This window comes from Bacillus mojavensis, from assembly GCF_012648005.1.
In the GTDB taxonomy this organism is placed as follows: Bacteria; Bacillota; Bacilli; order Bacillales; family Bacillaceae; genus Bacillus; species Bacillus mojavensis.
Genome location: NZ_CP051464.1, coordinates 2,722,935 through 2,748,164 on the forward strand (window position 1 = coordinate 2,722,935; position 25,230 = coordinate 2,748,164).

Annotated in this window: 22 protein-coding genes; 6 read left to right on the forward strand and 16 right to left on the reverse strand. The window is 46.4% G+C overall.

The genetic code is table 11. The features are described 5' to 3' along the window. Positions 1–10: 10 nt before the first annotated feature. The 7 genes from fadR to zapA all read right to left on the reverse strand — a co-directional run bounded on the left by fadR (position 11) and on the right by zapA (position 7,963). Positions 11–595 (reverse strand): fatty acid metabolism transcriptional regulator FadR, encoded by a 585-nt coding sequence (fadR, locus tag HC660_RS14345; protein WP_168748477.1) that lies wholly within the window; start codon positions 593–595, stop codon positions 11–13. A gap of 118 nt (positions 596–713) precedes the next feature. Next, positions 714–2,396, reverse strand: coding sequence for a long-chain-fatty-acid--CoA ligase LcfA (locus HC660_RS14350; protein WP_010335216.1), 1,683 nt, complete (start codon positions 2,394–2,396; stop codon positions 714–716). 187 nt (positions 2,397–2,583) lie between these two features. Next, complete coding sequence (locus HC660_RS14355; protein ID WP_010335217.1) at positions 2,584–2,988, reverse strand: DUF350 domain-containing protein; 405 nt, start codon at positions 2,986–2,988, stop codon at positions 2,584–2,586. Between the two features lie 14 nt (positions 2,989–3,002). Next, positions 3,003–5,360 carry an endonuclease MutS2 gene (locus tag HC660_RS14360; RefSeq protein ID WP_168748478.1) on the reverse strand — a complete coding sequence of 786 codons (2,358 nt, stop codon included), beginning with the start codon at positions 5,358–5,360 and terminating at the stop codon, positions 3,003–3,005. A 20-nt stretch (positions 5,361–5,380) separates the two neighbouring features. After that, positions 5,381–7,093, reverse strand: a complete 1,713-nt coding sequence (polX, locus tag HC660_RS14365) for a DNA polymerase/3'-5' exonuclease PolX (protein WP_168748479.1) — start codon at positions 7,091–7,093, stop codon at positions 5,381–5,383. Positions 7,094–7,165: 72 nt separating this feature from the next. Then, entirely contained in the window at positions 7,166–7,699 is a 534-nt protein-coding gene (locus HC660_RS14370) for a CvpA family protein (protein WP_010335220.1), read from the reverse strand. 6 nt (positions 7,700–7,705) lie between these two features. Next, a complete protein-coding gene (gene zapA, locus HC660_RS14375; RefSeq protein WP_010335221.1) occupies positions 7,706–7,963 on the reverse strand; it encodes a cell division protein ZapA in 258 nt (85 codons plus the stop codon). A 133-nt stretch (positions 7,964–8,096) separates the two neighbouring features. Between zapA and rnhC the strand changes: the two genes are divergently transcribed. Further along, positions 8,097–9,038, forward strand: a complete 942-nt coding sequence (gene rnhC, locus HC660_RS14380; RefSeq protein ID WP_168748480.1) for a ribonuclease HIII — start codon at positions 8,097–8,099, stop codon at positions 9,036–9,038. Between the two features lie 36 nt (positions 9,039–9,074). Here rnhC and pheT read toward each other — a convergent pair whose 3' ends face one another. After that, positions 9,075–11,489, reverse strand: a complete 2,415-nt coding sequence (gene pheT / locus HC660_RS14385; protein WP_168748481.1) for a phenylalanine--tRNA ligase subunit beta — start codon at positions 11,487–11,489, stop codon at positions 9,075–9,077. 15 nt (positions 11,490–11,504) lie between these two features. Next, positions 11,505–12,539, reverse strand: coding sequence for a phenylalanine--tRNA ligase subunit alpha (pheS, locus tag HC660_RS14390; RefSeq protein ID WP_168748482.1), 1,035 nt, complete (start codon positions 12,537–12,539; stop codon positions 11,505–11,507). Positions 12,540–12,622: 83 nt separating this feature from the next. Between pheS and HC660_RS14395 the strand changes: the two genes are divergently transcribed. Continuing rightward, complete coding sequence (locus tag HC660_RS14395; RefSeq protein WP_081720845.1) at positions 12,623–12,871, forward strand: hypothetical protein; 249 nt, start codon at positions 12,623–12,625, stop codon at positions 12,869–12,871. Positions 12,872–12,895: 24 nt separating this feature from the next. On the opposite strand, the gene HC660_RS14400 is transcribed toward HC660_RS14395, so the two are convergent. Then, positions 12,896–13,642 carry a TrmH family RNA methyltransferase gene (locus tag HC660_RS14400; RefSeq protein WP_168748483.1) on the reverse strand — a complete coding sequence of 249 codons (747 nt, stop codon included), beginning with the start codon at positions 13,640–13,642 and terminating at the stop codon, positions 12,896–12,898. 120 nt (positions 13,643–13,762) lie between these two features. On the opposite strand from HC660_RS14400, the gene sspI reads away from it, so the two are divergent. From sspI to HC660_RS14420, 4 genes are all read left to right on the forward strand, one after another. Continuing rightward, on the forward strand, positions 13,763–13,978 hold the full coding sequence (gene sspI / locus HC660_RS14405; RefSeq protein WP_010335228.1) for a small acid-soluble spore protein SspI: 216 nt from the start codon (positions 13,763–13,765) through the stop codon (positions 13,976–13,978). 68 nt (positions 13,979–14,046) lie between these two features. Then, positions 14,047–15,153 (forward strand): CdaR family transcriptional regulator, encoded by a 1,107-nt coding sequence (locus HC660_RS14410; protein ID WP_168748484.1) that lies wholly within the window; start codon positions 14,047–14,049, stop codon positions 15,151–15,153. Between the two features lie 103 nt (positions 15,154–15,256). Continuing rightward, positions 15,257–16,669: a glycolate oxidase subunit GlcD gene (gene glcD, locus HC660_RS14415; protein WP_168748485.1), complete on the forward strand. Its 1,413-nt coding sequence runs from the start codon at positions 15,257–15,259 to the stop codon at positions 16,667–16,669. Beyond that, positions 16,666–18,000 carry a (Fe-S)-binding protein gene (locus HC660_RS14420; protein WP_168748486.1) on the forward strand — a complete coding sequence of 445 codons (1,335 nt, stop codon included), beginning with the start codon at positions 16,666–16,668 and terminating at the stop codon, positions 17,998–18,000. The genes glcD and HC660_RS14420 overlap by 4 nt, the downstream gene beginning before the upstream one ends. 37 nt (positions 18,001–18,037) lie before the next feature. Here HC660_RS14420 and HC660_RS14425 read toward each other — a convergent pair whose 3' ends face one another. The 6 genes from HC660_RS14425 to araN all read right to left on the reverse strand — a co-directional run bounded on the left by HC660_RS14425 (position 18,038) and on the right by araN (position 25,216). After that, positions 18,038–18,421 carry a VOC family protein gene (locus HC660_RS14425; RefSeq protein ID WP_010335233.1) on the reverse strand — a complete coding sequence of 128 codons (384 nt, stop codon included), beginning with the start codon at positions 18,419–18,421 and terminating at the stop codon, positions 18,038–18,040. 33 nt (positions 18,422–18,454) lie between these two features. Then, positions 18,455–20,251: a carbon starvation protein CstA gene (gene cstA / locus HC660_RS14430; protein WP_168748487.1), complete on the reverse strand. Its 1,797-nt coding sequence runs from the start codon at positions 20,249–20,251 to the stop codon at positions 18,455–18,457. Between the two features lie 319 nt (positions 20,252–20,570). Next, positions 20,571–22,073, reverse strand: coding sequence for an alpha-L-arabinofuranosidase AbfA (gene abfA / locus HC660_RS14435; RefSeq protein ID WP_168748488.1), 1,503 nt, complete (start codon positions 22,071–22,073; stop codon positions 20,571–20,573). Positions 22,074–22,091: 18 nt separating this feature from the next. Then, positions 22,092–22,937 (reverse strand): arabinooligosaccharides ABC transporter permease AraQ, encoded by an 846-nt coding sequence (araQ, locus tag HC660_RS14440; protein ID WP_026014752.1) that lies wholly within the window; start codon positions 22,935–22,937, stop codon positions 22,092–22,094. Continuing rightward, positions 22,938–23,879: an arabinooligosaccharides ABC transporter permease AraP gene (gene araP / locus HC660_RS14445; protein WP_010335239.1), complete on the reverse strand. Its 942-nt coding sequence runs from the start codon at positions 23,877–23,879 to the stop codon at positions 22,938–22,940. Positions 23,880–23,914: 35 nt separating this feature from the next. Beyond that, positions 23,915–25,216, reverse strand: coding sequence for an arabinooligosaccharides ABC transporter substrate-binding protein AraN (araN, locus tag HC660_RS14450; protein WP_168748489.1), 1,302 nt, complete (start codon positions 25,214–25,216; stop codon positions 23,915–23,917). Positions 25,217–25,230 lie beyond the last annotated feature (14 nt).

Below are 25,230 nucleotides of genomic sequence, written 5' to 3' on the forward strand. Positions count from 1 at the left end.
CAGAACTCCTTTACTTATTGTGAATTCCGGATACCAGTAATTCTAAAACACTGTCTGACAAAGCAGCCAGATCATACTTTTGATCATTCATCACCCAGGTCGTCACGGTTTCGTCAATCGTTCCAAAAATCATCTGCCGGGCGAGACGGATATCAAGGCCTTCTTTTAACTCGCCTGATTTTATTCCTTCCGTCAGAATGCTGTCTAAAATATTTAAGTAGCCTTTTAATATTTCATTAATTTTCTGCCGGAGCTCCAAATTGGATTGGCGGAGCTCAAGCTGAGTGACAATAGCGAGGTTATGGTCGCCCGCCAAAAGTGAGAAGTGTTTTGAAATCACGAGCGCCAATTTCTCTTTTGCTGTTGCCTTTTCTTTTATGTCCTCTTCCATCCGCTCAATGAATTGGCCCATTTTTTCTTTAAACAGAGAAATTAAAATGTCTTCTTTATTTTTAAAATAAAGATAGATGGTGCCGTCCGCTACTCCGGCTTGTTTGGCGATTTTAGATACCTGTGACTGGTGGTAGCCGTTTTCCGCAATGACTTCAACTGCTGCATCAATAATCTGCATATACTTTGGCCGTTTTTGCTTCAATTTTCATCGTTCCTTCCTATATAAATGAATGACTATTCATTCATATTTTTATGATAAGAAGGATTTTCCGCTTTGTCAAGTTTATTCATTAATGTTCTCTTTTTCATGGCTCTATTTATTACTTGATATGATGATTTTCGGTTTCTTCTTCAAGTAAACGCCTTCTTAAAATTTTCCCAACCGCTGTTTTCGGGAGCTCTTTTCTGAATTCATAGGCTTTCGGCACTTTATAGGGTGCAAGACGGGCTCTGGCGAAAGCGTCCAGCTCTGCTGCATCGGCTTGTGCGCCTTTCTTTAACACGACAAACGCTTTTACCGTTTCCCCTCTGTACGAATCAGGCACGCCTGCAACGACAATTTCCTGAATCGCTTCATGTTCGTACAGCGCTTCTTCAACTTCACGCGGGTAAATATTGTAGCCGCCTGCGATAATAATGTCCTTCTTCCGGTCGGCTATATAGAAAAATCCATCTTCATCCATATAGCCCATGTCCCCAGTGAAGAGCCATCCGTCCCTTAAGACTGCAGCCGTTTCCTCCGGCTTGTTCCAGTATCCCTTCATGACCTGCGGGCCTTTTACGATGATCTCACCATGCTCATACGGAGCGGCAAAATGGCCAGTCTCCTCAGAGTAAATGGCAGCGTCTGTATTCGGCCAGGGACAGCCGATACTGCCGGGTTTGTTTTTCCCCCAGATAAAATTAGCGTGTGTCACCGGAGAAGCCTCGGATAAACCATATCCCTCCACAAGATTTCCGCCAGTCACCTTTTCAAATTGCTGCTTCACCTCAACAGGGAGAGCGGCTGATCCGCTGAGGCAGCTTTTAATAGATGACAGATCGTATTGCTGTAATTGAGGATGATGCAAGAGGCCAATATAAATCGTCGGCGCGCCTGGGAACAGTGTCGGTTTTTGTTTATCGATAATTTTGAGCGTGTGCAGCGGATCAAACTTGGGAAGCAGGATCATTTCAAATCCTTGTTTAATCGAATAATTCATCACTGCTGTCAGCCCATAGACATGAAAAAATGGGACTATGCCAAGCACTTTTTCATCGCCTTCCTTTACGTTGTACATCCATGCCGCACACATTTCGGTATTGGCTAAAATATTTCTGTGCGTAAGCATGACTCCTTTTGGCGCTCCCGTCGTTCCTCCGGTGTATTGCAGAACAGCGATATCATGCTCGGGATCAATGTCCGGAATTGTGATCAGCTCTGTTTTTTCCCGCTTCATGCTCGAAGCAAAGGTATGAATATTGTCGTTTTCATCAAAGTCAATGTGCACTTTTTGTTTTTGCGTAAGCGGATAGAGAATATTTTTTGGAAACGGCAAATAGTCTTTTATACTCGTCACCAAAATCTGATCTACAATTGATAACGTTTTCATTTTTATTGCCTTCGGGAAGAGCAAATCTAAGGTGATGATCACGCTGGCCTCTGCGTCTCTCAGCTGATATTCGAGCTCATGCTCGGTGTAGAGCGGGTTTGTCTGCACTACGATACCGCCGGCAAACAGCACCCCATAATAGGAAATGATGGATTGCGGACAGTTGGGCAGCATGACAGCCACTCTGTCTCCTTTTTGCAGGCCATTTTGCTGCAGAAAAGCTGCAAGTTTAAGAGCATCCGTCAAAATGTCATGAAAGGTGAGTTTTTTTCCGAAAAAAGATACGGCTGTTTTGTCAGGAAATCGTGCGGCGGAGTCTGTCAGGATGGATTGCAGGGTTTGGGTCGGCAACGGAAGCTCATGCGGGATATCTTCGGGATACTCGGCTAGCCACGGCTTTTGAGACTGCATAAAACCTCCCCTTTCGGTTTTAGAGTTCACCCTATTATTATAGCAGATGGACGGCAAAAAAAAGAAAAAGAAAGGAAAATCTTTCTTTTTCTCAAAATATGAACAGATATATAAGACCAATCAACAAAAAGATTCCCGCCGCGGCGAGCAGTATTTTTGCAAGCTTTTCCATCTATTCTCCGTCCCCTTATATTCCGGCTGCCACAACAAATGAAAGCCCGACAGAAATGACAAATGAGATAAAGCCGACAGCCCGGTTATCGTTTTCAATTTCTTGATCAATTTTAAACCGCGGTGTCAAAAACTCAAAAATGAAGTAGCTGATCAAAAGCATAACAAACCCGTATACACCCCAGCCGATCATTTGCAGCAGAGAATTGTGCTGAGAGATAGAGTGCTGGAACACATTTGCTATCCCTAAAATTTTCCCGCCGGTTGCCATTGCCACAGCGAGATTACCATTTTGAATCTCTTCCCAGTTTTTATAAGCTGTCACCAGCTCAAACACAGTCAAAAAGAGGACGAGGCAGAGAACCGCGACACTGTAATACGCCGCGATTTCCACAAGCTCGTTTTCCCAAAAATCACTCATGGCCATACTCCCTTTTATTTTAGTTCAACAATTGTAACGCCTGATCCTCCCTCACCAGCTTCACCGAAACGGGAGCTTTTAACGCTGCGATGATTTTTCAGGAGATCCTGCACGCCTTTTCTTAAAGCACCGGTACCTTTGCCATGGATAATGGACACTCTTGGATATCCCGCTAACACAGCGTCATCCAAGTATTTTTCAACACGACTGAGTGCATTTTCATAGCGCTCGCCGCGAAGATCAAGTTCAAGCGATACGTGGTAATCTTTGCCCTTAACCGCTGTAATGTGTTTTTCTTTTTTTGGTTCCGGAGCCGATTTGATAAATTCCAGGTCTTTTTCTTTCACTTTCATTTTCAAAATGCCGATTTGAACATTCCATTCATTGCCGCCGGTTTTTTCAAGCAATGTACCTTTCTGCCCGAACGTAAGGACTTTTACTTCATCCCCAGGCTTCAAGACGCGTTTCTGCGTTTTCGGTTTTTCCGGTTTTTTGGACTTTTCAAAGGTCGGCATAGCGTCTTCTAATCGTTTCTTCGCGTTGATTAGTTCGTGATCCTTGAAGGATTTGTGTTCTTCTTTAATCGAGCGTAATTCGTGAATGATGTCTTCAGCTTCTTTTGTGGCCGCTTTAACTTTTTCAGCCGCGTGAAGTTCGGCCTCTTCCATCAATTTGTCTTTTTTGCTGTTGAGTTCGATGATTTGCTGCTGCAGCTCTTTATGCAGCTTTTCGGCCTCTTTTCTGATCGACTCTGTTTCAGAAAGCTCTTCTTCCGCCCGTTTTTTGCTTTGTTCAAGGGACGCAATCATCGTATCGACCTCATTATGCTCGGCCGTCATTTCTGATTTCGCCTGTCCGATAATATGGTCCGGAAGCCCGAGCCGTTTAGAAATTTCAAAGGCGTTGCTTCGTCCCGGTACACCGATTAAGAGCTTATAAGTTGGTGAAAGGGTCTCAATGTCAAATTCGACACTGGCGTTCATGACGCCTTCTCTGTTATAGCCATACGCCTTTAGCTCCGGATAATGCGTCGTCGCTAATACTCTGGCATTGGTGCGGTGGACTTCATCCAAGATGCTCATGGCGAGTGCCGCGCCTTCTTGCGGATCTGTACCCGCGCCCAGTTCGTCAAAGAGCACAAGGCTGTTTTCGTTGACTTGCTTTAAAATGCCGACAATGTTCACCATATGGGAAGAAAATGTACTTAAGCTTTGCTCGATTGACTGTTCATCGCCGATATCAGCAAACACATGCTCAAATACAGCGGCTTCCGATCCTTCATCTGCCGGAATATGAAGGCCCGATTGCGCCATTAAGGTCAACAGCCCCAGTGTTTTTAAGGTAACTGTCTTCCCCCCGGTATTCGGCCCTGTTATCACGATCGATGAAAAATCGCCGCCCAGCTCGATATCATTGGCGACCACTTGATCAGGCGGAAGCAACGGATGGCGCGCTTTTTTCAGACGGACAAAGCCGCTGTCATTCATGGTCGGTTTTGTTGCTTTGACCGCTTTTGCGTATTTCGCTTTTGCAAAAATGAAGTCAAGCGTCTGCAGGACTTGCAAATCTTGAAAAAGCTCCTCTGTGTGCTCTGCCGTATGCTCTGTCAGCACGCGTAAAATCCGTTCAATTTCTTGTTTTTCTTTCACTTTCGCCTGTTGAAGCGAGTTGTTCATATCTACAATCGCCTGCGGTTCAATGAACAGGGTTGCGCCAGAAGAAGAGGTGTCATGCACAATACCTCCGTAGCTCGATCTGTACTCTTGTTTGACCGGGATAACAAAACGGTCATTTCGGATGGTAACAATCGTATCAGACAGCATTTTCGAAGCGGAAGAGGAACGCAGAATGGATTCTAAACGGTCTCTGATTCTCGATTCGAGCGTTCTGAGCTGCGTGCGGATACCTCTTAACGTTTCTGACGCGTGGTCAAGCACTTCGCCGTGATCATCTATGCAGGAATTGATTTCCCGTTCTAAATCGGGCAGTGTAATGAGCTGTTCAGTATATTGCTGCATCAGCGGAATGTTGACTCCGTCTTCAGCCATTTGTCCGAGAAAATGTTTCATTTGTTTGACTGCGTAAAGCAGCCCTGATATTTCAGTGAATTCCGAGGGACTGAGAACGCTGCCGATTTCTGCCCGTCTTAATGCCCCTCTGATATCGGTAAGGCCGCCAAACGGCGCCTGGCCTCGCAGCCGGATGATCGCAGAGGCTTCATCTACCTCATCCAGCTGTTTTTTGATTTCGTCAATCGAAGCAGAAGGCTTTAGCTGGAGAAGCATTTCTTTTCCGAGCGAAGAAGCGGCGTGCTCGATTACCTGTTCTTTCACTTTATGGAATTCAAGAGATGATAATACTTTTTGCTGCACGGTTGTGTGAGCCTCCTTACTTAATCGTTGCGCTTCAGGAATGCCTGTACGTCTTCAAGCGACCGGGCATTCAGGACGTTTTTCGTTTCCGTCCAGCCTTTGCGCGCGGCAGTGACGCCGGTTTTCATATCGTTTAACATCTCGATGTTATGGGCATCGGTATTAATGACCAATGTAACACCTTGTTCATTTGCTTTGATTAAATGCTCTGTCCGCAGGTCAAGACGCGCAGGGTTAGAGTTGAGTTCAAGCGCCGTATTTGTTTTCTTCGCGAGCTCAATCAGTTTGTCGATATCGATTTCGTAACCGGCACGTCTGCCGATGAGGCGCCCGGTCGGATGTGCGATTATATCGACATGCTTGTTGGTCAGTGCCGTCTCAAGCCGCTTCATAATGACGTGCTCCGGCTGATTAAAGCTTGAATGGATTGATGCAATGACAAGATCCATTTCCGCCAGCACATCGTCATCATAATCAAGTGTGCCGTCAGGAAGAATATCCATCTCAACGCCTTTAAAAATACGGAAGTTCTCAAATTCAGCATTCAGCGCGTCAATTTCTTTCGCCTGCTGCTTGAGCCTTTCAGCAGTCAGCCCGTTGGCGACCTTTAAATATTGGGAGTGATCAGTGATGGCCATGTACTGATAGCCTTTTTTTATGCATGCTTCAGCCATTTCCCTGATCGAAAAGGCACCATCGCTCCATGTGGAGTGCATGTGGAGATCGCCTTTGATTTGCTCGTGCTCTATGAGTTCAATGCTGTCATTGTAGGTTTCCACCTCTTGTCCGCTTTCACGGAGTTCCGGCGGAATCAGGGGCAAGCCGAAGTGTGCGTAAAATTCCCGTTCGCTCGGGAAGGTTTTGATTTCTCCTGTTTCAACCGTCTCGACACCGTACTCACTGATCCGTTCGCCGCGTTCTTTTGCTATTTGCCGCATTTTGATATTATGGTCCTTCGATCCCGTAAAATGATGAAGAGTTGTCGGGAATTGTTCTTCCGTTACGAGACGGAAATCGACACTGGTTTCATATTCAAAGGAAAGAATGACGGATACCTTCGTGTCTCCGCTGGCAATGACGCTTTTGATGTTTGGCAGCGCAAGCAGCTGCTCTCTTACTTCAGCGGGATGATCCGTCGCAATAATATAATCCAGATCTTTGACGGTTTCGCGTGCTCTTCGGAGACTTCCGGCACGGGAATATTTGATGATGTCTGTTAATCGAGAAAGATGCTCTTCAATTTCCCGCGCGACCCGGAGCGCATAGCCAATCGGAAAACGTTCAGGCTGTTTTCCGGCTTCCCCGAGCGCCTGCAATATTTTTTCTTCTGATTTCTTGCCGAATCCCGCCAGCCCTTGGACTTTCTGCTGCTCGCAGGCTTCCTTCAATGATTCTGCATCATGTACGCCGAGCTCTTTATACAGCTTTGCGATTTTTTTGCCGCCGAGCCCCGGCAGCTTCAATAAAGGCACCAGTCCTTCCGGCACCTCCTGCTGCAGAGATTCGAGCGTACTTGACTTTCCTTCATCTATATATTCTTTTATGACGCTGTACGTGCCTTTCCCGATACCGGACAGCGACATCATGTCGTCCATTTCTGATAAACTGCGGTCGTCCTGTTCTAGGGCTGCCGCTGCTTTTCGGAATGCCGAAACTTTAAACGGGTTGTCCCCTTTCAGTTCCATGTAGACTGCAATGGTTTCCAGCAGCCGGATAATATCTTTTTTATGCATAGAATACCCCCCAGACCTTCACATATGTTTCCATCATACTTGAAAAAAACTTCTCCGGACAAGAGAAGTTTTTTATCCTCCGTATTGCGTCCAGAGCTCCTGTAAAAGCCCAGACAAATACGGTGTATGGTTAATCATGACATTTGCGAGAGACGATTGCCCCATCATTTGCTGTAAGCCGTCTATCGGAAGTACGGAAGCAACATACAGCAGCACAAATGTAAATAAATAGACTTCCAGAAAACCGAGAACAGCGCCGAGCATTTGGTTGATTTGTTTAATCACAGGAATGCTCGCTATAATACTTAGGAATGAGCCGATGATTCTCAGTAAGATTTTAGCGATCATAAACAGAACGACAAATGCAATCGCATTATAATAGGCTGCTTCCAAATTTCCCGAGAAAAAAGAAAACGCCGGCTGTCCCGCTGAAAAATCGGGCGCGGGAATCCACTTCAAATGCGGCGCGACATTCTTATAGAATAAAGACGCAAACGCAATCGAAAGAATAAAGCTCGTCAAGCGGATAAACTGGAGGATAAAACCGCGTTTTAATCCCAGTAAAGTCCCCATCAGGAGCAAGATTAAGATGATGATATCTAGCATAGTTGTTCAATCCTTTTCTTTAAGCTGACGCTCCAGTTTTTCATATTCCTCTTTTAATTTCACATAGTCATGCACCACATTTACCGCTGTCAGCACTGCAAGTTTATTTATATCAAGATATGGATTTTTTTGATTGATTTCTCTCATTTTATCATCAACAATTCCGGCCACATATCTCATATGGGCTCTGCTTTCTTCACCGATAATAGTGAAGTGCTGGCCGTAAATGTCAACGGTTGTTTTCGTTTTTTCGCCGTCAGACAACGTTTCTCCTCCATTCCGTGAGAATCCTAGTTCCTATCATAACACGTTTATTAATTGAATGGAAAGACGAGCCTCCCGCTGTTATGATACACTGGTAGATACAGCGAAACGTGTAAAAAAAGGAGATTATTACGTGTCCCATTCTGTGATAAAAGTACCAATGTCTGCTATTGACCAAATGAAAACAGCGTATAACAGTTCACTTACTGCATCTGTGCCGCAGGGTGCCATTTTTCAGGCAAAACCGGCAGGCTGTACCATTACAGCCTATAAGTCAGGTAAGGTATTGTTTCAGGGAAAAAACGCAGAGACAGAATCTGCCCGCTGGGGAACTGCTGAGCCGCAGGAAAAGAAGAAAACAGCAAAAAAGCCGGCTGATTCACGCTACGCCCCTCCCACAGACATCGCAGGCATGTCTGTCATCGGTTCTGACGAGGTCGGAACCGGAGATTACTTTGGACCAATGACAGTTGTGTGCGCATACGTTGACAAAACAAAGCTTCCTTTAATGAAGGAACTCGGTGTAAAGGATTCTAAACACTTAAAGGATCCGCAAATTATTGAGATCGCCCGAAGCCTGATCAAAACCATTCCGTACAGCCTGCTCGTTTTAAAAAACGAAAAGTACAACAGCATGCAGGAAAGAGGCATGAGTCAGGGAAAAATGAAAGCTCTCTTGCATAATCAAGCCATTACCCATCTTTTGCGAAAAATGGACGGAGTAAAACCTGAGGCGATTCTGATCGACCAATTCGCCGAGCCCGGCGTCTACTACAACCATTTAAAGGGAAGAGACATTGTACAGGAGCGCACCTATTTCAGCACAAAAGCCGAAGGCATTCACCTGTCAGTGGCTGCTGCATCGATTATTGCGAGATATTCTTTTTTAATGGAAATTGATAAGCTTTCGCGCGAGGCGGGAATGACACTGCCGAAAGGGGCTGGCCCTCATGTAGATGAAGCGGCCGCCAAACTGATTCTCAAAAAAGGGGTATCCGCTCTCCGAACCTTTACAAAACTCCATTTTGCCAATACGCAGAAAGCGCAGCGCCTGGCGGATAAAAAACGTTCATAGAAAAAAGCTTGCAGATGTTCTCTGCAAGCTTTTTTATTAGCCTCTCAATACGGCCTGATAAGTGTTTTCCAACGCTTTCAGCACTTTGTCGTGCGCTTTTGTCACTTCTTCTTCAGTCAGCGTTTGCTCTGGATTTACATATTGGAGTGAGAAAGCGACTGACTTTTTGCCTTCCTCCATATGCTCGCCTTCGTAGACGTCAAAGACGGTTACTTCTTTCAGAAGCTTCCCGCCCGCCTCTTTGATGACGCTCTCGAGCTGGCCGCTTGTCACTGATTGATCTGTCACAAGCGCGATATCACGTGTCACAGACGGATATTTCGGAATCGCCGTGTACACGAGCGGCGCCGTGTCTGCTGTAAGCAGCGTGTGAAGATCAAGTTCGAACACGTACGTTTCTTTAATATCCAGTTCTTTTTCCAGTGAAGGATGGACTTGGCCAATAAAGCCGATAAGAGAACCGTTTAAAAGAATATTCGCAGTTCTGCCCGGGTGCAGCTGTTTTCTTTCTGATTGCACAAATTCAATGCTGTCCAGGACGTTCAGTTTATCTAACAGCCCTTCTACAATTCCTTTTGCGACAAAGAAATCGACTGGTTTTTTCTCGCCCTGCCACAGATGCTTGCGCCATAAACCGGTTACCGCACCTGCCACGCGCTCCGTTTCAACAGGTTTCGTATCCTCTTCCTTCGTCAGGAAAACGGAACCGACTTCGTACAATGCAACCGAATCAGTTTGTCTTGCCAGGTTGTAAGAAACGGATTCAAGCAGATTCGGAACAAGGCTGTGTCTGAGAATGCTTCTTTCTTCACTCATTGGAAGCGCAAGGACAGTGTTAAACGATTTTTCAATCGCAAATGCCGCCGCTTTTTTCTCGTTTGTTAATGAGTAGGTAATCGCTTGTGATAAGCCGGCCCCTTCTAGGAAACGTCTGACTTTACGGCGTTTTGCCTGGTAAGGCGTCAATCCGCCTGTAGTTCCCGCTGTTTCAGGAAGTGTGGACGGAATGTTGTCGTAGCCGTACAATCTTGCCGCTTCTTCAACCAAATCCTCTTCGATTCGAATGTCACCTCGGCGTGACGGAACAGTCACAACGAGCAAGTCATTTGCTTCTCCGACAGTAAAGCCAAGACGCTTATAAATGCTGATCAGTTCTTCTTTGCTGATCGTCATGCCGAGAACGCTGTTCACCTTGTCAGCCGATACATGAATGTTGTTTGCTTCGATTGTGAGATGGTCTTCTTCAACGGTTCCGGCAAGCACTTCACCGCCGGCATACAGGTGGATCAGCTGTGCCGCGCGTTCTGCCGCAAGACGCACACGCGCAGGATCAATGCCTTTTTCGAATCTTGCACTCGATTCACTTCTCAAACCAAGATCTTTTGAAGCCTTGCGAACCGTCTGCCCGTTGAAAAACGCAGCTTCAAGCAAAATCGTTGTTGTGTCTTCCCGAACTTCTGATTCTGCTCCTCCCATGACACCAGCAACAGCTTGTGCTTTAGACCCGTTTGTAATGACAAGGTGATCGGCAGACAGTTTTCGTTCTTGATCGTCAAGTGTTAAAATCGTTTCATTTTCAACAGCTTTTCTGACGACGACTTCCTTAGAGCCGAATCTGTCATAATCAAACGCGTGAAGCGGCTGTCCATACTCCAATAAAACAAAATTTGTGATATCAACGACGTTGTTATGCGGGCGAATGCCTGCATTCATCAGCTTTGTCTGCATCCAAAGCGGTGACGGAGCAATTTTTACGTTTTTAATGATTTTTGCTGCATACAGCGGATTTGCTTCCCGGTCTTCAACTTTGACAGAAATGTAGTCTGACGCTTGTTCTGAAGCGACTGGGTAATCCGTTTGCGGAAGCTTTACCTCTGTGTCTAAAATCGCCGCAACCTCATAAGCAACTCCAAGCATGTTCATCGCATCGGCGCGGTTCGGTGTTAAACCGAGCTCTAAGACAGCATCATCAAGCTGTAAAGCCGCTAACGCATCACTTCCTGTTTCAACATCATTTGGGAAAACGAAAATGCCTTCCGCATATTCCTTCGCCACAAGCTTGCTTTCAATACCGAGCTCTTGTAAGGAACAGATCATGCCGTTTGATTCTTCGCCGCGAAGCTTGGCTTTTTTGATTTTGAAATTGCCCGGAAGCACCGCTCCGACTGTAGCGACTGCAACTTTTTGCCCTTTATCCACGTTTGGCGCGCCGCAAATGATCTGTACAGGTGCCTCCGCTCCGATATCTACAAGGCACTTATTCAGCTTATCGGCGTTTGGATGCTGCTCGCGCTCCAGCACATGGCCGATAACAACGCCTTTAATGCCTTCCCCTTTATACTCAATTCCTTCAACTTCAATACCGGCTCTTGTTATTTTCTCAGCAAGAACAGCCGGATCCATGCCTTTTAAATCAACATAATTCTCTAACCATTTATAAGAAACAAACATTTTAGCATCCTCCTCTTACGCCTGTTTAAACTGCGAAATAAATCTGACATCGTTTGTGTAGAAGTGGCGGATATCATCGATGCCGTATTTCAGCATCGCGATGCGCTCAACACCCATTCCGAACGCAAAGCCCTGATATTCCTTCGGATCAAAGCCGGCCATTTCCAGCACATTCGGGTGAACCATGCCGGCGCCGAGGATTTCAATCCAGCCTGTTCCTTTACATACAGAGCAGCCGTTTCCTCCGCACTTAAAGCACGTTACGTCTACTTCTACTGAAGGCTCGGTAAATGGGAAGAAGCTTGGGCGCAGTCTGATTTCACGGTCTTGCCCGAACATTTTTTTCGCAACGAGTTCAAGGGTTCCTTTTAAATCACTCATGCTGATGTTTTTATCAACAACAAGCCCTTCAATCTGCATAAATTGGTGAGAGTGCGTCGCGTCATCATTATCGCGGCGGTATACTTTTCCAGGGCAAATGATTTTAACAGGCCCCTTGCCTTTGTGCTTTTCCATCGTCCGTGTCTGAACAGGAGAGGTTTGCGTTCTCATCAGCATTTCCTCTGTGATGTAAAAGCTGTCCTGCATATCGCGGGCAGGGTGTTCTTTCGGCAGGTTAAGCGCTTCGAAGTTGTAGTAATCCGTCTCGACCTCAGGGCCTTCTTCAATGGTATAGCCCATGCCGATAAATAGATCTTCAATTTCTTCAATGACAACAGTGAGCGGATGGCGTCCGCCGATTGCGACAGGATTACCTGGGAGTGTGACGTCAATTGTCTGTCCCGCTAGCTTCTGTTTCATTTCTTCTTCCTCAAGCTTTTCGTTTTTAGCTGCAATCGCATTGGCGATTCGTTCTCTTACCTCATTGGCAAGAGCGCCCATTTTCGGACGCTCCTCCGCAGAAAGCTTGCCCATTCCGCGCAGCACTTCTGTGATCGGCCCTTTTTTTCCGAGATATTGAACCCGAATATCATTGACAACCTTCAATGAGCTTGCCGCTTCTACTTGATCTAAAGCTTCTTGTTCCAGCTGTTTTAGCTTTTCTTCCATTTTGCATCCTCCTTTTATGTAAACAAACCGTTATATGTCTTTGGAAAACAAAAAAACCCGCCCCTTGTAGGACAAGGGACGAGTTGTGGCCGCGGTACCACCCTTATTTCAGACAGACTGATGCTGTCGTCAGCTTCATTGACATAACGGAATCAGATTCCGGTTCACCTTTACGCGCAAGCTGCGCGGTCCCGGTGACAACTCGAGAGGCGAAACCAATTTCCGGCTGCATTAAAAATGCTCTCAGTCTGCGGCATTTTCTCCCTGGAAGGCAGTTAATCAGAAATCGAGATCCTCTGTCACGGTTTTTCAAATATTATGTTCTATTATAGTGAAATACTCCGCTCGGCGCAACACTATCCTCGCAAGTGGTACACCAGGATAGCCGCCGCAATTGCAACGTTCAGTGATTCAGCCTGCCCGTACAGCGGGACGTACAGGTTCAAATCTGTTTTTTCCAGCAATCCTGCATCCACCCCCGCCCCTTCATTGCCGACGATTAAAGCAAATGAACCGGATGGTGAAATGTCCTGGTAAGGCGCCCCGTTTTGTAGTGCTGTGCCGTACACTTTTACGCCCTCTGCTTTTAATTCATCCACGTATGATTGTAAATTTCTTCTCACAACAGGAATGTGAAAATGGGAGCCTTGCGCGGACCGCAGCGTTTTTCCGTTAAACGCATCCGCCGTGCCGTCACCGAGCACAACCGCATCCAAACCGGCTGCGTCCGCCGTGCGAATCATCGTGCCGAGATTCCCCGGATCTTGAACAGCGTCAATCAGCAGCACCCGTTTAGGCGACGCGAGCTTTTCTTCTGGCATATGGCAAACAGCGGCGATCCGCTGCGGTGTTTCCGTTTCTGTTACAGCTGAAAACGCGTCTTCGCTCAGCACGTAGCACTGGATGCCTATATCAAGGTTCGGCGGGATGTCCGCTTCATCCTTGACAAGAATTTCTTTCACCGCACCCGGGCTCTTTAAGGCTTCTTCAACAAGATGTTCTCCTTCAATCAAATAGGTATTCGTTTTTGTTCGTTCTTTTTTTGTATGAAGTTTTTTCCAATCCTTCACTTTTTGGTTTTTTGCCGATTCTATTTGTTTCACTGTCTGTGTGGCTCTCCTTTTTTTAACATGATGTTATTATATCGCAAGAACAGCACATAATAAACCGGGTGCGGGGTTAGAATATACGTATTACATTTTAGAAAAAAAGGAGCGCTTCATATGGATCTTAATTTACGTCATGCCGTCATTGCCAATGTAACGGGCAATGATCAGGAGCAGCTTGAGCACACAATAGTGGACGCAATTCAAAGTGGTGAAGAAAAAATGCTTCCGGGACTCGGCGTTTTGTTTGAAGTCATTTGGCAGCACGCATCAGAGAGTGAGAAACAAGAAATGTTAAAGACGTTGGAAGGCGGATTAAAACCTGCCCAATAGCCATCAAAACCGGGTGACAGCGCCCGGTTTTTTTCTTATATAATAAAAACATGAGGGGGATCGCCGCCATGTTTTTACAACCGCTGTTAGCGAAAAAAATCATTGCCGAAGTGAAAAAAATGTACGAACGTGAAGTCATTATTGTCAGCACAGACGGCCTCATTATGGCAAGCACTAATGATGAGCGAGTCGGGCTATTTCATGAAGGAGCGCTCATCTGCGCGAAAGAGAAACGCAATGTGATCATTACAAAAGAAGATGAAAAGAGACTCAAAGGGGTAAAGGCGGGGTTGAACCTCCCCGTATTTTCTGAGCGTGATGTCATCGCCGTGTTTGGACTGACGGGAGAGCCTGCTGAGATTCAGCCGTATGGAGAGCTGCTCAGGAAAATGACAGAGCTGTTCATTAAAGAATCGTGGCATTTGGAGCAGACCCAGTGGCGCGAGAGAATGCTGGAATCCTTTATGATCGACTGGCTGCAATTAAAAGAATGGTCTCCGGGTTTTCTCGAAAAGGCGCAGATTCTTGGCGTTGACCTTACCTCCCTCCGCCAGATGATCCTCATTCAAGGGCACGAATGGTCTCCCGGCGATATTGATCAAATGGCACGCGCCTGGAAATCAGTGTTTCCATCCGATCTATTCATCAGATGGGGAAATGAACGTATTCTGATTAATCACGAAGTGCCGAACCATGAACAAAAGGAGCAGCTTTTGCGGCAAATTCAGCTTATTTGTTCATTGGCTGAACGCCTCGGAAACAGCCGAGCAGCTGCCGGCGTTGGGAGGGCTGTCAGCGGCTCCGGCCTGCCGCAGTCATATGAACAGGCTGAAAAAGCGCTGGCCGTCAGCCTTAAACGCAAAACCGCAGTATGTGAGGAAGATCTTAAGCTTGACATGTGCCTGACTGAGATCAGCCCGGGCACACGACACGAATTTCCGCAAAGAGTGCTCCAGGAAGCGCTCCGAAACGAAGAGCTTATGAATACGATACGAACTCTCTTCCATCACGATTTGTCCCTGAAAAAAACGGCTGAAGAGATGCATATACATATCAACACGCTCCGCTATCGCCTGTCAAAGGCTGAACAGCTGACGGGTTTAAGTTTTCAGCGTACAGAGGACATCGTCACGATGTACGTCGCGCTTTATTTTTTAGATCAAGATACAAAATAGAGAGAGTTTCAGTTTCATATTTTGTATATTTCTCCATAGAAGGCTTCTCTTTTTTTCTTTTACAATAGATTGAAAGCGTTTTTTGACAGGGGGATGGGTGAACATGATCACCAAAGACGTAAAAGAGCAGCTGATCCAAATCGTCGGACCGGAAAACTACGATGACTCGAAAGCCGGCCGTCTCGTGTATTCATATGATGCGACACCGCAATTTCAGTCTATGCCGGATGCTGTGATTGCGCCGAGAGATACACATGAAGTATCACGTATTTTGAACATTTGCAGTGAGCATCGTGTGCCGATTGTTCCAAGAGGATCGGGGACAAACCTGTGCGGGGGCACGTGCCCCACTGAAGGCGGGCTTGTTCTTCTTTTTAAACATATGAATCAAATTCTTGAGATTGACGAAGAAAATTTGACGGCCACAGTCCAGCCTGGCGTGATTACCTTGGATATGATCCGTGCGGTTGAAAGCAAGGGATTGTTCTATCCGCCTGATCCGAGCTCTATGAAAATATCAACCATCGGAGGAAACATCAATGAAAATTCCGGCGGTCTTCGCGGCTTAAAATACGGCGTCACCCGTGACTACGTCATGGGGCTGGAGGTTGTTTTGGCAAACGGAGATATGATCCGCACCGGCGGAAAGCTTGCAAAGGATGTAGCCGGGTATGATCTCACGCGCCTTTTTGTCGGCTCAGAAGGGACACTCGGCATTGTGACAGAAGCGATTCTCAAACTCGTGCCAAAGCCAGAAACAAAGAAGACGCTGCTCGCCCTCTATGAAAATATTGATGCTGCTGCTCAAACGGTGTCAGCCATTATTGCCGAAAAAATCATACCGGCTACGCTTGAATTTCTCGATCAGCCTACCCTTTTGGTGATTGAGGATTATGCCAAGATTGGCCTGCCGACAAATGCGAAGGCGGTTCTTTTGATCGAACAAGACGGGACAGCTGAAACCGTGGCTCGTGACATGGAAAACATCGAGGCAATTTGCAAAAAAGGCGCTGCCGTCTCCGTTCAAACTGCACAGACAGATGAGGAAGCATTCGCCCTCACTGAAGCCCGGCGTTCAGCGCTTTCTGCACTTGCCCGCTTAAAGCCGACCACCATTTTGGAGGATGCCACTGTACCGCGTTCAGAAATCGCGAATATGGTAAAAGCCATTAATGACATTGCCGCGAAATACGATATTTCGATTTGCACCTTTGGCCATGCCGGGGATGGAAACCTTCATCCGACATGCACGACAGACATAAGAAATAAGGATGAAATGGAGCGAGTCGAACAGGCTTTTGCCGAGATTTTTGAAAAAGCGATTGAGCTTGGCGGCACGATTACCGGGGAGCACGGGGTCGGGGCCATGAAAGCGCCTTACTTGGAAATGAAGCTGAAAAAAGAAGGCATCGCCGCGATGAAAGCAATAAAAGCGGCTTTTGATCCAAAAAACATCTTAAATCCGGGCAAAGTGTTTGCGAAAGATGCCAGAAAACGGGTGGTGACGGAAAGATGACAACAGAAAAAGAAATGAAACAGATCCAACGTGAGTTTAAAGAGCGTATGGATGAGAGCGAACTTTTGAATTGTATGCGCTGCGGATTCTGCCTGCCTTCTTGCCCGACCTATATCGAATCCGGTTTTCAGGAATCTCACTCGCCGCGCGGGCGAATCGCCTTAATGAAAGCAGTCGCCGACGGAGTGATTGAACCCGATGAAGATGTCGAGCGTTCACTGTCTCTTTGCCTCGGCTGCCGCGCATGTGAACCGGTATGCCCATCAGGTGTTAAATACGGACAGCTGCTGGAGGAAGCAAGAGATATTATCCACCAAAATAAAAAACACTCGCTCAGCACACGTTTTATGAGAAAAGCGGCTTTTCAGGAGCTCTTTCCGCATCAAAACCGGATGCGTTCGGCTGTGAGTCTCATCGGTTTATACCAGCGGTCAGGGCTGCAGACAGCCGTGCGAAAAACCGGCATGCTCCGCATTCTGCCTGAGCATTTGCGCACGATGGAAGCCGTTCTTCCGGATGTGCCTAAACGTGAAGAAATGAAGCAACGGCCGCGTTTATTGCCGGCGGCCGGCCCAGCTAAAAAAAGGGTCGCTTTTTTTTCAGGCTGTTTAATGGATACGATGTTTTTGCCGACAAACAATGCCACGCTGAAACTGCTGCAGCTGGCAGGCTGTGAAATTGTCATCCCGCCTGAGCAGGCATGCTGCGGCGCACTGCATGGACACAGCGGTGAAAAAAATGCAGGACAGGAGCTTGCGAAACAAAACATAGCCGCGTTTGAAGCGCTAGACGTAGATGCTGTCATTACAAACGCGGGCGGTTGCGGAGCCTTTCTCACTGAATACGGCCATTTGCTGAAGGATGACCCCGAATGGGCGGAGCGGGCTGTTTCATTTGTGCAGAAGCTAAAAGATTTTTCATCCGTTTTGATTGAGCTTGATTTTCACCAAAAAGACTTGCGGCTTGATACACCGAAGCTGATTACCTATCAAGATTCGTGCCACTTGAGAAATGTAATGCATACATCTTTGGAGCCCCGAAAGCTTCTTCAAAGCATCAAGGGAGCTGAATTCAGAGAAATGGATAAAGCGGACAGCTGCTGCGGATCAGCGGGAATTTACAATATTGTCGAAGCAGACATGTCAATGAAAATACTGGATAGTAAAATGGCTGCTGTCAAAGCAACTGAAGCAGCGGTCATTGTAACCGCCAATCCAGGCTGTCTTTTACAGATGAAGCTCGGCATTGAACGAGAGGGATTAAGCGGCAGGGTTCGAGCTGTTCACCTTGCTGATTTGCTATTGGAAGCCGCCGGGCCGCTAACATCATAAGAAAGCCCAAAACAGTGTCTGTTTTGGGCTTTGTGCTTTATTCCATCGGACTGCAAATTTCAATATAATGCCCGTCGGGATCGGCGATATAAGCGACCGTCTGTCCCCATGGCTTCACTTTAGGCTCCCCGATAATGGTTACACCGTGTTCTCTTACTTTTTTGATGACCGCTTCGACATTTTCAGTGACAAACCCGATTTCAAATGTTTGTGAAGAAACGGGTGTTTCCGGTATCTCTAACGGCGTCATTTCCTTGACACTTTCTCGTGTATTGAGCGCCAAAATGGTCGAGCCGGTATCAAACTCTACATATGTGCCGTGTTCTGCGCGGATCGGCAGCCCCAAAATATGCTGATAAAAATGAATCGAGCGCTGGCTGTCCGATACATACAGGATGATATACTTCATTGATAAATTCATATCTTTTCCCCCTTAAGGTTTCCATTTTTCCTTTTATCCCGGTATAGAGGCTTCCATTCTTAAGCTAGGATCTCTCCACATCTGCGCCCATTTTTTCACTGCCGCCACGATAATGATGAAGCCTAACAGCAGCATGATGATAGATAAAACGCCATTCAGGACACTGTACCCCGCAGCGTCTGGATTAAGATACACATAACGCACCATCCAATAGCCCGCGTAATTCACAGTCACATATAAATAGGCGAGCGGAATGAGGCAGGTTAGGATATAACGGCGTTTGTCGGCGATTTTCAGCACAATGGTTGCACCGATAATCAGACCTACTGAAGCCATCAGCTGATTGGATACGCCAAACAGCGCCCATATGGATCCGATATCACCTGAGTAAAGCAAATAGCCCCACATAAAGCAGGCAAGCGCACTGGCAAATACAGCTCCGGGAATCCAGTCCGTTTTCTTCAGCGGCTTATACACCTCTCCGAAGAAGTCCTGAATCAAATAGCGTGCCACACGCGTGCCGGCGTCGATCGCCGTTAAAATAAACACTGCTTCAAACATAATGACAAATTGGAAAAAGTATGAGGCTAGATGGCTGAAAAACGGAATTCCGGTAAAAATATAAGTCATTCCCACAGCAAGCGTGACGGCGCCTCCTGTTCTGCCTTCTAAGTCCAAACCGATGTCCCTGCTCAGTTCAGGCAAATGCACAACATCCATGCCGAGCGTACGGAAAACCTCAGGCGTGCTATTGATCGCAAAGTAATCTGCAGGCTGCAATGCAGTCGCCGCAATCAGCGCCATAATGCCGACAAGGCACTCAACAAGCATTGCACCGAAAGCAACCGGCTTCATATCACTCCATTTATTAAGCATTTTCGGTGTGGTGCCGGAACCGACAAAGGCATGAAACCCCGAGATCGCGCCGCAGGCTATCGTAATCGAGATGAATGGCCAGACAGGACCCGCAAGCACCGGCCCGCCTCCTTTTACAAATTCCGTAAAAGCCGGAAAAGGAATGGACGGATTTACGACAAATACACCCGCAATTAAAGCGATAAACACACCGATTTTCATAAAACTGCTTAAATAATCGCGCGGTGCGAGCAGCAGCCAGACCGGCAGCGCCGCTGCAAAAAATGCGTAAATCGGCAACGCAATTGCAAGCGTTTTCGTATCAAGGGTTAACAGATCACCAAATGCGGTAGTCTGCACCCAAGGGCCGATAAACACTCCAGCCATTAAAAATACAAAACCAATAGAAGACGCCAGCTTTAAATTCCCTGTTTTCTTATACAACAAGCCGACGCCCATCGCAATCGGTATCGTAATCCCTACAGCAAAAGTCCCCCACGGATTCCGTTCAAGCGCATGCAGCACAACCATCGACAGGCCGGCCATCGTAATGGTAATAATAAACAGCATAGACAGGCCCGTACAAAAGCCGGCAACAGGACCAAGCTCATCCTTCGCCACTTCTGACAGTGACTTTCCGTTTTTACGCATTGACGCGAACAGCACAACAATATCATGAACGGCTCCCCCTATCACCGCCCCGATTAACAACCATAATAATCCCGGCAAATAACCGAACTGCGCCGCGAGAATCGGTCCGACCAACGGCCCGGCCGCCGCAATGGCAGCGAAATGATGACCGAATGAAACCCATTTATTCGTAGGCACATAGTCTTTTCCATCCTCAAGCGCATGTGCAGGCGTTGGCTTTTCATCATTCACTTTGAGAACCTTCACCATCATAAATGTTCCGTATAAACGATAGGCGATAGCCAATATACACATTGACGCTATCACAATTGTAACCGCATTCATTTCTCCCCAACCCCTTTGCTGTTTTTCATAAATATATCATAATTTCATGGTGAAAAGCGGTCATTTTTTCCTATTCAAAAAAGCCGGCTGATCATATGCCGGCTTACAAATCAATTCAGTTCAAAATTACTGGATGTGGTGCGAACTTTTAGTTGGTTAGAGGTTCTGCTATCGCCTTTATATCCGGTTACCGATGGTTTGATTTTTCTTGATACATCACTTGATCTAAATGGACTGACGCATCACCTGGGAAGGTACTGAATCATATTTACTAACAAAAATAAAAGACCGGAGACAGACCTCCGGCTAATGTTGCCCATTAAGATTGTTTTTTCAGACGGATCACATTCCATGAAAGCGGCGTGAAATGTGCAGTTAAGCCGTTCTCGCTGACGGAAGACGTTCCGTTGGAATGCGGGGTGACATTTTTTCTGTTATGCAGGTTTGTCGCTTTGATATCCTGATGCTCGAGTACGATGTGCTCTGCGATTTGATACGATTCAAAGCCTCTGAGGGAAATCTCAGTTTCCATCTGATCTTCAGCTTTGTTTACCGCAAAAATGGTGAGTGTTTCTTCCTCTTCGGAGTACACAACAGCGGCATCAACATACGGCACATCAGTAAAATCAGCGCAGTCATACTTCGGTGAAGAAATAAGCGGTTTCAGTGACTCTCCTCGGCCGTAGACAGAAGCGTGCATGTACGGATAAAAAATCGGCTGTCTCCATGCTTCTCCGCCTTTTTCCGTCATGATCGGCGCGATGACATTCACAAGCTGTGCAAGACACGCGATTTTCACACGATCTGCGTGCTGCAGCATCGTAATGAGCAATGAGCCCACCAATAAGGCATCTTCAAAATTATAAATGTCCTCTAAAATCGGACGCGCAGTAATCCACGGCTCGACTTTTTTATCAGCTTCATTTGAGTGATACCATACGTTCCATTCGTCCAGAGAGAGATTGATTGTTTTCTTGCTGCGTGTTTTTGCTTTTACATAGTCACAGGTTGCAGCGACAGATTTAATAAAATGATCAAGATCCATAGAACGGGCCAGATAGTTTGGCAGATTGTTATCCCGGTTTCCGTAATACGTATGGAGAGAGATATAGTCTACATGCTCATAAGTATGCTCCAGCACCTTCGCTTCCCAATCTATAAACGTTGGCATGCCGCTGTTTGAGCTGCCGCAGGCAACGAGTTCAATTGATGGGTCAACCCATTTCATGACCTTGGCAGTCTCCGCCGCTAGCCGTCCGTATTCGTCAGCAGTTTTATGCCCGATCTGCCACGGGCCGTCCATTTCGTTACCCAAGCACCACGTTTTGATGCCGTACGGCTGTTCATAGCCATGCGATCTTCTCAAATCACTCCAGTAAGAGCCTTTCGGATGGTTGCAGTATTCTACGAGATTGCGGGCAGCATCTATCCCTCGCGTGCCGAGGTTAACAGCCATATTGACTTCTGTGTTCACCTTTTTTGCCCAAGTTAAAAATTCATTCGTTCCCACTTCATTGGTTTCTGTCGTTTGCCATGCCAAGTCAAGGCGTCTCGGGCGGTTCTCAACAGGTCCGACGCCATCCTCCCAATTATACCCTGATAAAAAGTTTCCGCCCGGATAGCGGATGATCGGAACCTGCAATTCCTTGATCAACGCCTGAACATCCTTACGAAACCCGTTTTCATCAGCCTGAGGATGATCAGGTTCATATATACCTTCGTATACAGCACGCCCCATGTGCTCGATGAAAGACCCGTAAATCCGTTTGTCGACTTCACCAATTTTATATTCTTTGTCCACAATCACTTTCGCTTTTTTCATTGCACGTTTCCTCCTTCATTATCCTTTGACTCCGCCTACTGTCAGGCCGGAGATAAAGTACTTTTGGAAAAACAAGAAAATGATAATCACCGGCAAAATGGCAAATACTGAGCCGGATATGAGCATGTCGTAGTTGTTTCCGTAAGGGCTAAGCAAGCTGGAAAGCCCGATTGGAAGCGTAAACATTTCTTTCGACCGAAGCACAATCAAAGGCCATAAGAAGTTGTTCCAGCTGTTTAAAGACTGGAGAATGATCATCGCTCCGAATGCCGGTTTCATCAGAGGCGCCATAATCCTGAAAAAGATGCCAAATTCCGTGCATCCGTCCATCCTTGCTGAATCCAACAGGTCTTTTGGAAGGCCGAGTGCATATTGCCGGAAAAAGAAAACAGCTACCGGCGAAACGATAAACGGCAAAATGACACCCGTATACGAATCGATCAAATGCAGCCCGACTGTAAGCTTAAACAACGGGAGCATCATCACCTCAAGCGGGACCATCATAATAATCAGCACAAGAACAAAAATAATATTTCTTCCTTTAAATTCATAAACCGCCAGTCCGTACCCGATCATCGAAGAGAAAAACAAGGTTAGCACTGTCGTTAATAGACCAAGCACAAGGCTGTTAAAAAACCATTTAAAATAAATGCTGCCGCCGTTAAACAAAAATGTATAGTTATCAAGACTCATCACTTTTGGATCAATGTCAACATTCAGCCCCACCCGTAAAAGCTCAGATGATGGCTTTAATGATCCTAAAAGCAGACAGAAAATCGGGAAAATATACAACAGGCTCAGCATGATAAAAAATAGAGTAAGCGCGATTCTGTACACCCGAAACTGAGGACTGTGCCGCAACATTTACCCCTCCCCCTTAAACGAGCCTGACAGTTTTAATGAAATCAGGCTGACAACAAGTATGACAATCAAAAGCACAATGCCAATGGCCGCCCCGTATCCCATTTCATTGTAAGCAAGGCCCTGCTGATACAAATATCCGACAAGCGTCAGGCCGATATTACCCGGGGAATTATTTTGCCAAAGGACGTAGCTTTCCTCAAACATCCTGAACCCGCCAATGATGCTGATGGTTAAAACATAGACGGATACAGGCTTCAGAAACGGCAGCGTAATGTGCATAAATTTTTTCATCGTATTTGCTCCGTCAATATCAGCGGCTTCGTACAGCTCTTTCGGCACATTTTGCAGTCCGGCCAAAAAGTAAAGGATGTTGATCCCCATCCATCTCCACGAAGCAAGCAGCACCATCAAAAACATGCCGGTATGTTCATTGTTCATCCAGTTCTGCGGTGAAAAGCCGAGTTTGAGTAAGATGGAATTGGCCAGAGACGTTTCCATTTCTCCAAAGATTAGACGAAAAATAATCCCTGCCACAATGGTGGAAGTCAATGCCGGAATGAATAGTGCTGATTTGAATATATTTCTAAACTTGACTAGCTTTGAATTCAGGAATATGGCCAGAAGCAATGGGACTGGAATCAGCACAATCAGCGTCCAAAATGTATACTCCAGCGTATTAAAAAGGGCGGTATAAAACGTCGGGTTGTTAAGCGCGGTGTAATTGGATAACCCGACAAACGTCACCTCTCCAGGCAATATTCTTTGAAAGCTCATGATGAAGACACTAATGATGGGGTATAGAAAAAAAACAAGAAAGGATAATACAAATGGCGCTGTAAACAGATAAGGCGCCGCTTTTTTCGAATAAAAAATACCTCGCCAGCCTGATTCTTTCGCAGCCGAAGGAACGGGATGAGCCGTTCCCGTTTTCACAGGTTTCATGAGAACCTCCCCGCTTTCACTTTTTGAATGGGATTCTATTTCTGTTTCAGTTCACCTGCCGCTCTGTCCAAGGCTTGTTTTGGCGTCTTTTGCTGAGATTTGAGCGCGTCGAATAATACGCTTCTGTTGACAAGGTCTGAAGCCTTGGCAAAATCCTCATGTAAATAAATCGGATTGATTTCATCCTTGATATCGAGCAGCACAGAAAAAATGCCTGTTCCGTTTTGGAAGTAATCCGTGTATTTGTTTTTCTCTTTTAATTCCTTGGAGCTCCAGACATCCCAGCGCAGCGGATCAAACCCGAGCACACTCCAAAGCTTTTTGTTTCCTTCTTCAGAACCCTTCGCAAAGGCGAGAAACTCTTTCGCTAATTCGACATGTTTGGCCTGCTTTGGCACAACGGTGGCTGTGCCGCCCAAACCTGCTGAACGATCGCCTCCTTCTTCCCATGCCGGAAGCGGCCGAATGGCAATCTTCCCTTTCAGATCAGGCATATAATCTATGAATCTTCCCATATACCAAATCGGCATCAGAACAGAAGCCGCTCCGCCTTGGTTCATAAAACCGTAATATTCTTCACTGTGATGCCCGCCGCCCGGTGCGGCGATCATTGTTTTATCATTAATCATGTCTTTTAAATACTGAAGCGTTTTTACATTGGTGTCATTATTCAGGATCAGCTTTCCGTTTTTATCAAAATACCCTGAGTTTTGCTGTGAAATCATTGATAAAAACGTTGCTGAATCATTTGTTTCCACCGTTCCCATCGGCTTTCCGGTCGCTTTGCGCACTTTCTGTCCGGCTTTGCGGTAATCATCCCATGTTTTAATATCATCCGGGTTGATGCCGGCCTTTTTCATAATATCCATGTTATAGAACATCACCGTCGTCCCTACATGAGTATCCAGCCCATATAGCTTGCCGTTTTTGCTGTACAGCGTAAGACGCGCCTCTACGAATTTATCCCTGTCCTTTTCAATAAGCGGGGACAAATCGGCAAGCGGGACATCGGAGCCCTTCAGAAAGTTTGAAAACCGGGCCAATTCGACATCTGCAATGTCAGGCACGCCTTCCCCGGCGATTAAGGAAATCGACAGATTATCGTGCATTTGGCCATACGGATAAACGACCGTATTCAGTTTGATTTGACGGTCAGGATATTTCTTATTCCACTCTTTCACCATTTCCACATAAAACTGCTCATGAAGTCCGTTAAATGTCCAAAAAGTCAGCTCCGTTTCACCCGGTTTACCGGATGACCGTTCCGCTGAACACCCAGCGATGAATAATGTCAAAACCATCATGAGCGCAAGAAAACAGGCAGTCATCTTTTTCATCTACGTTACCCCTT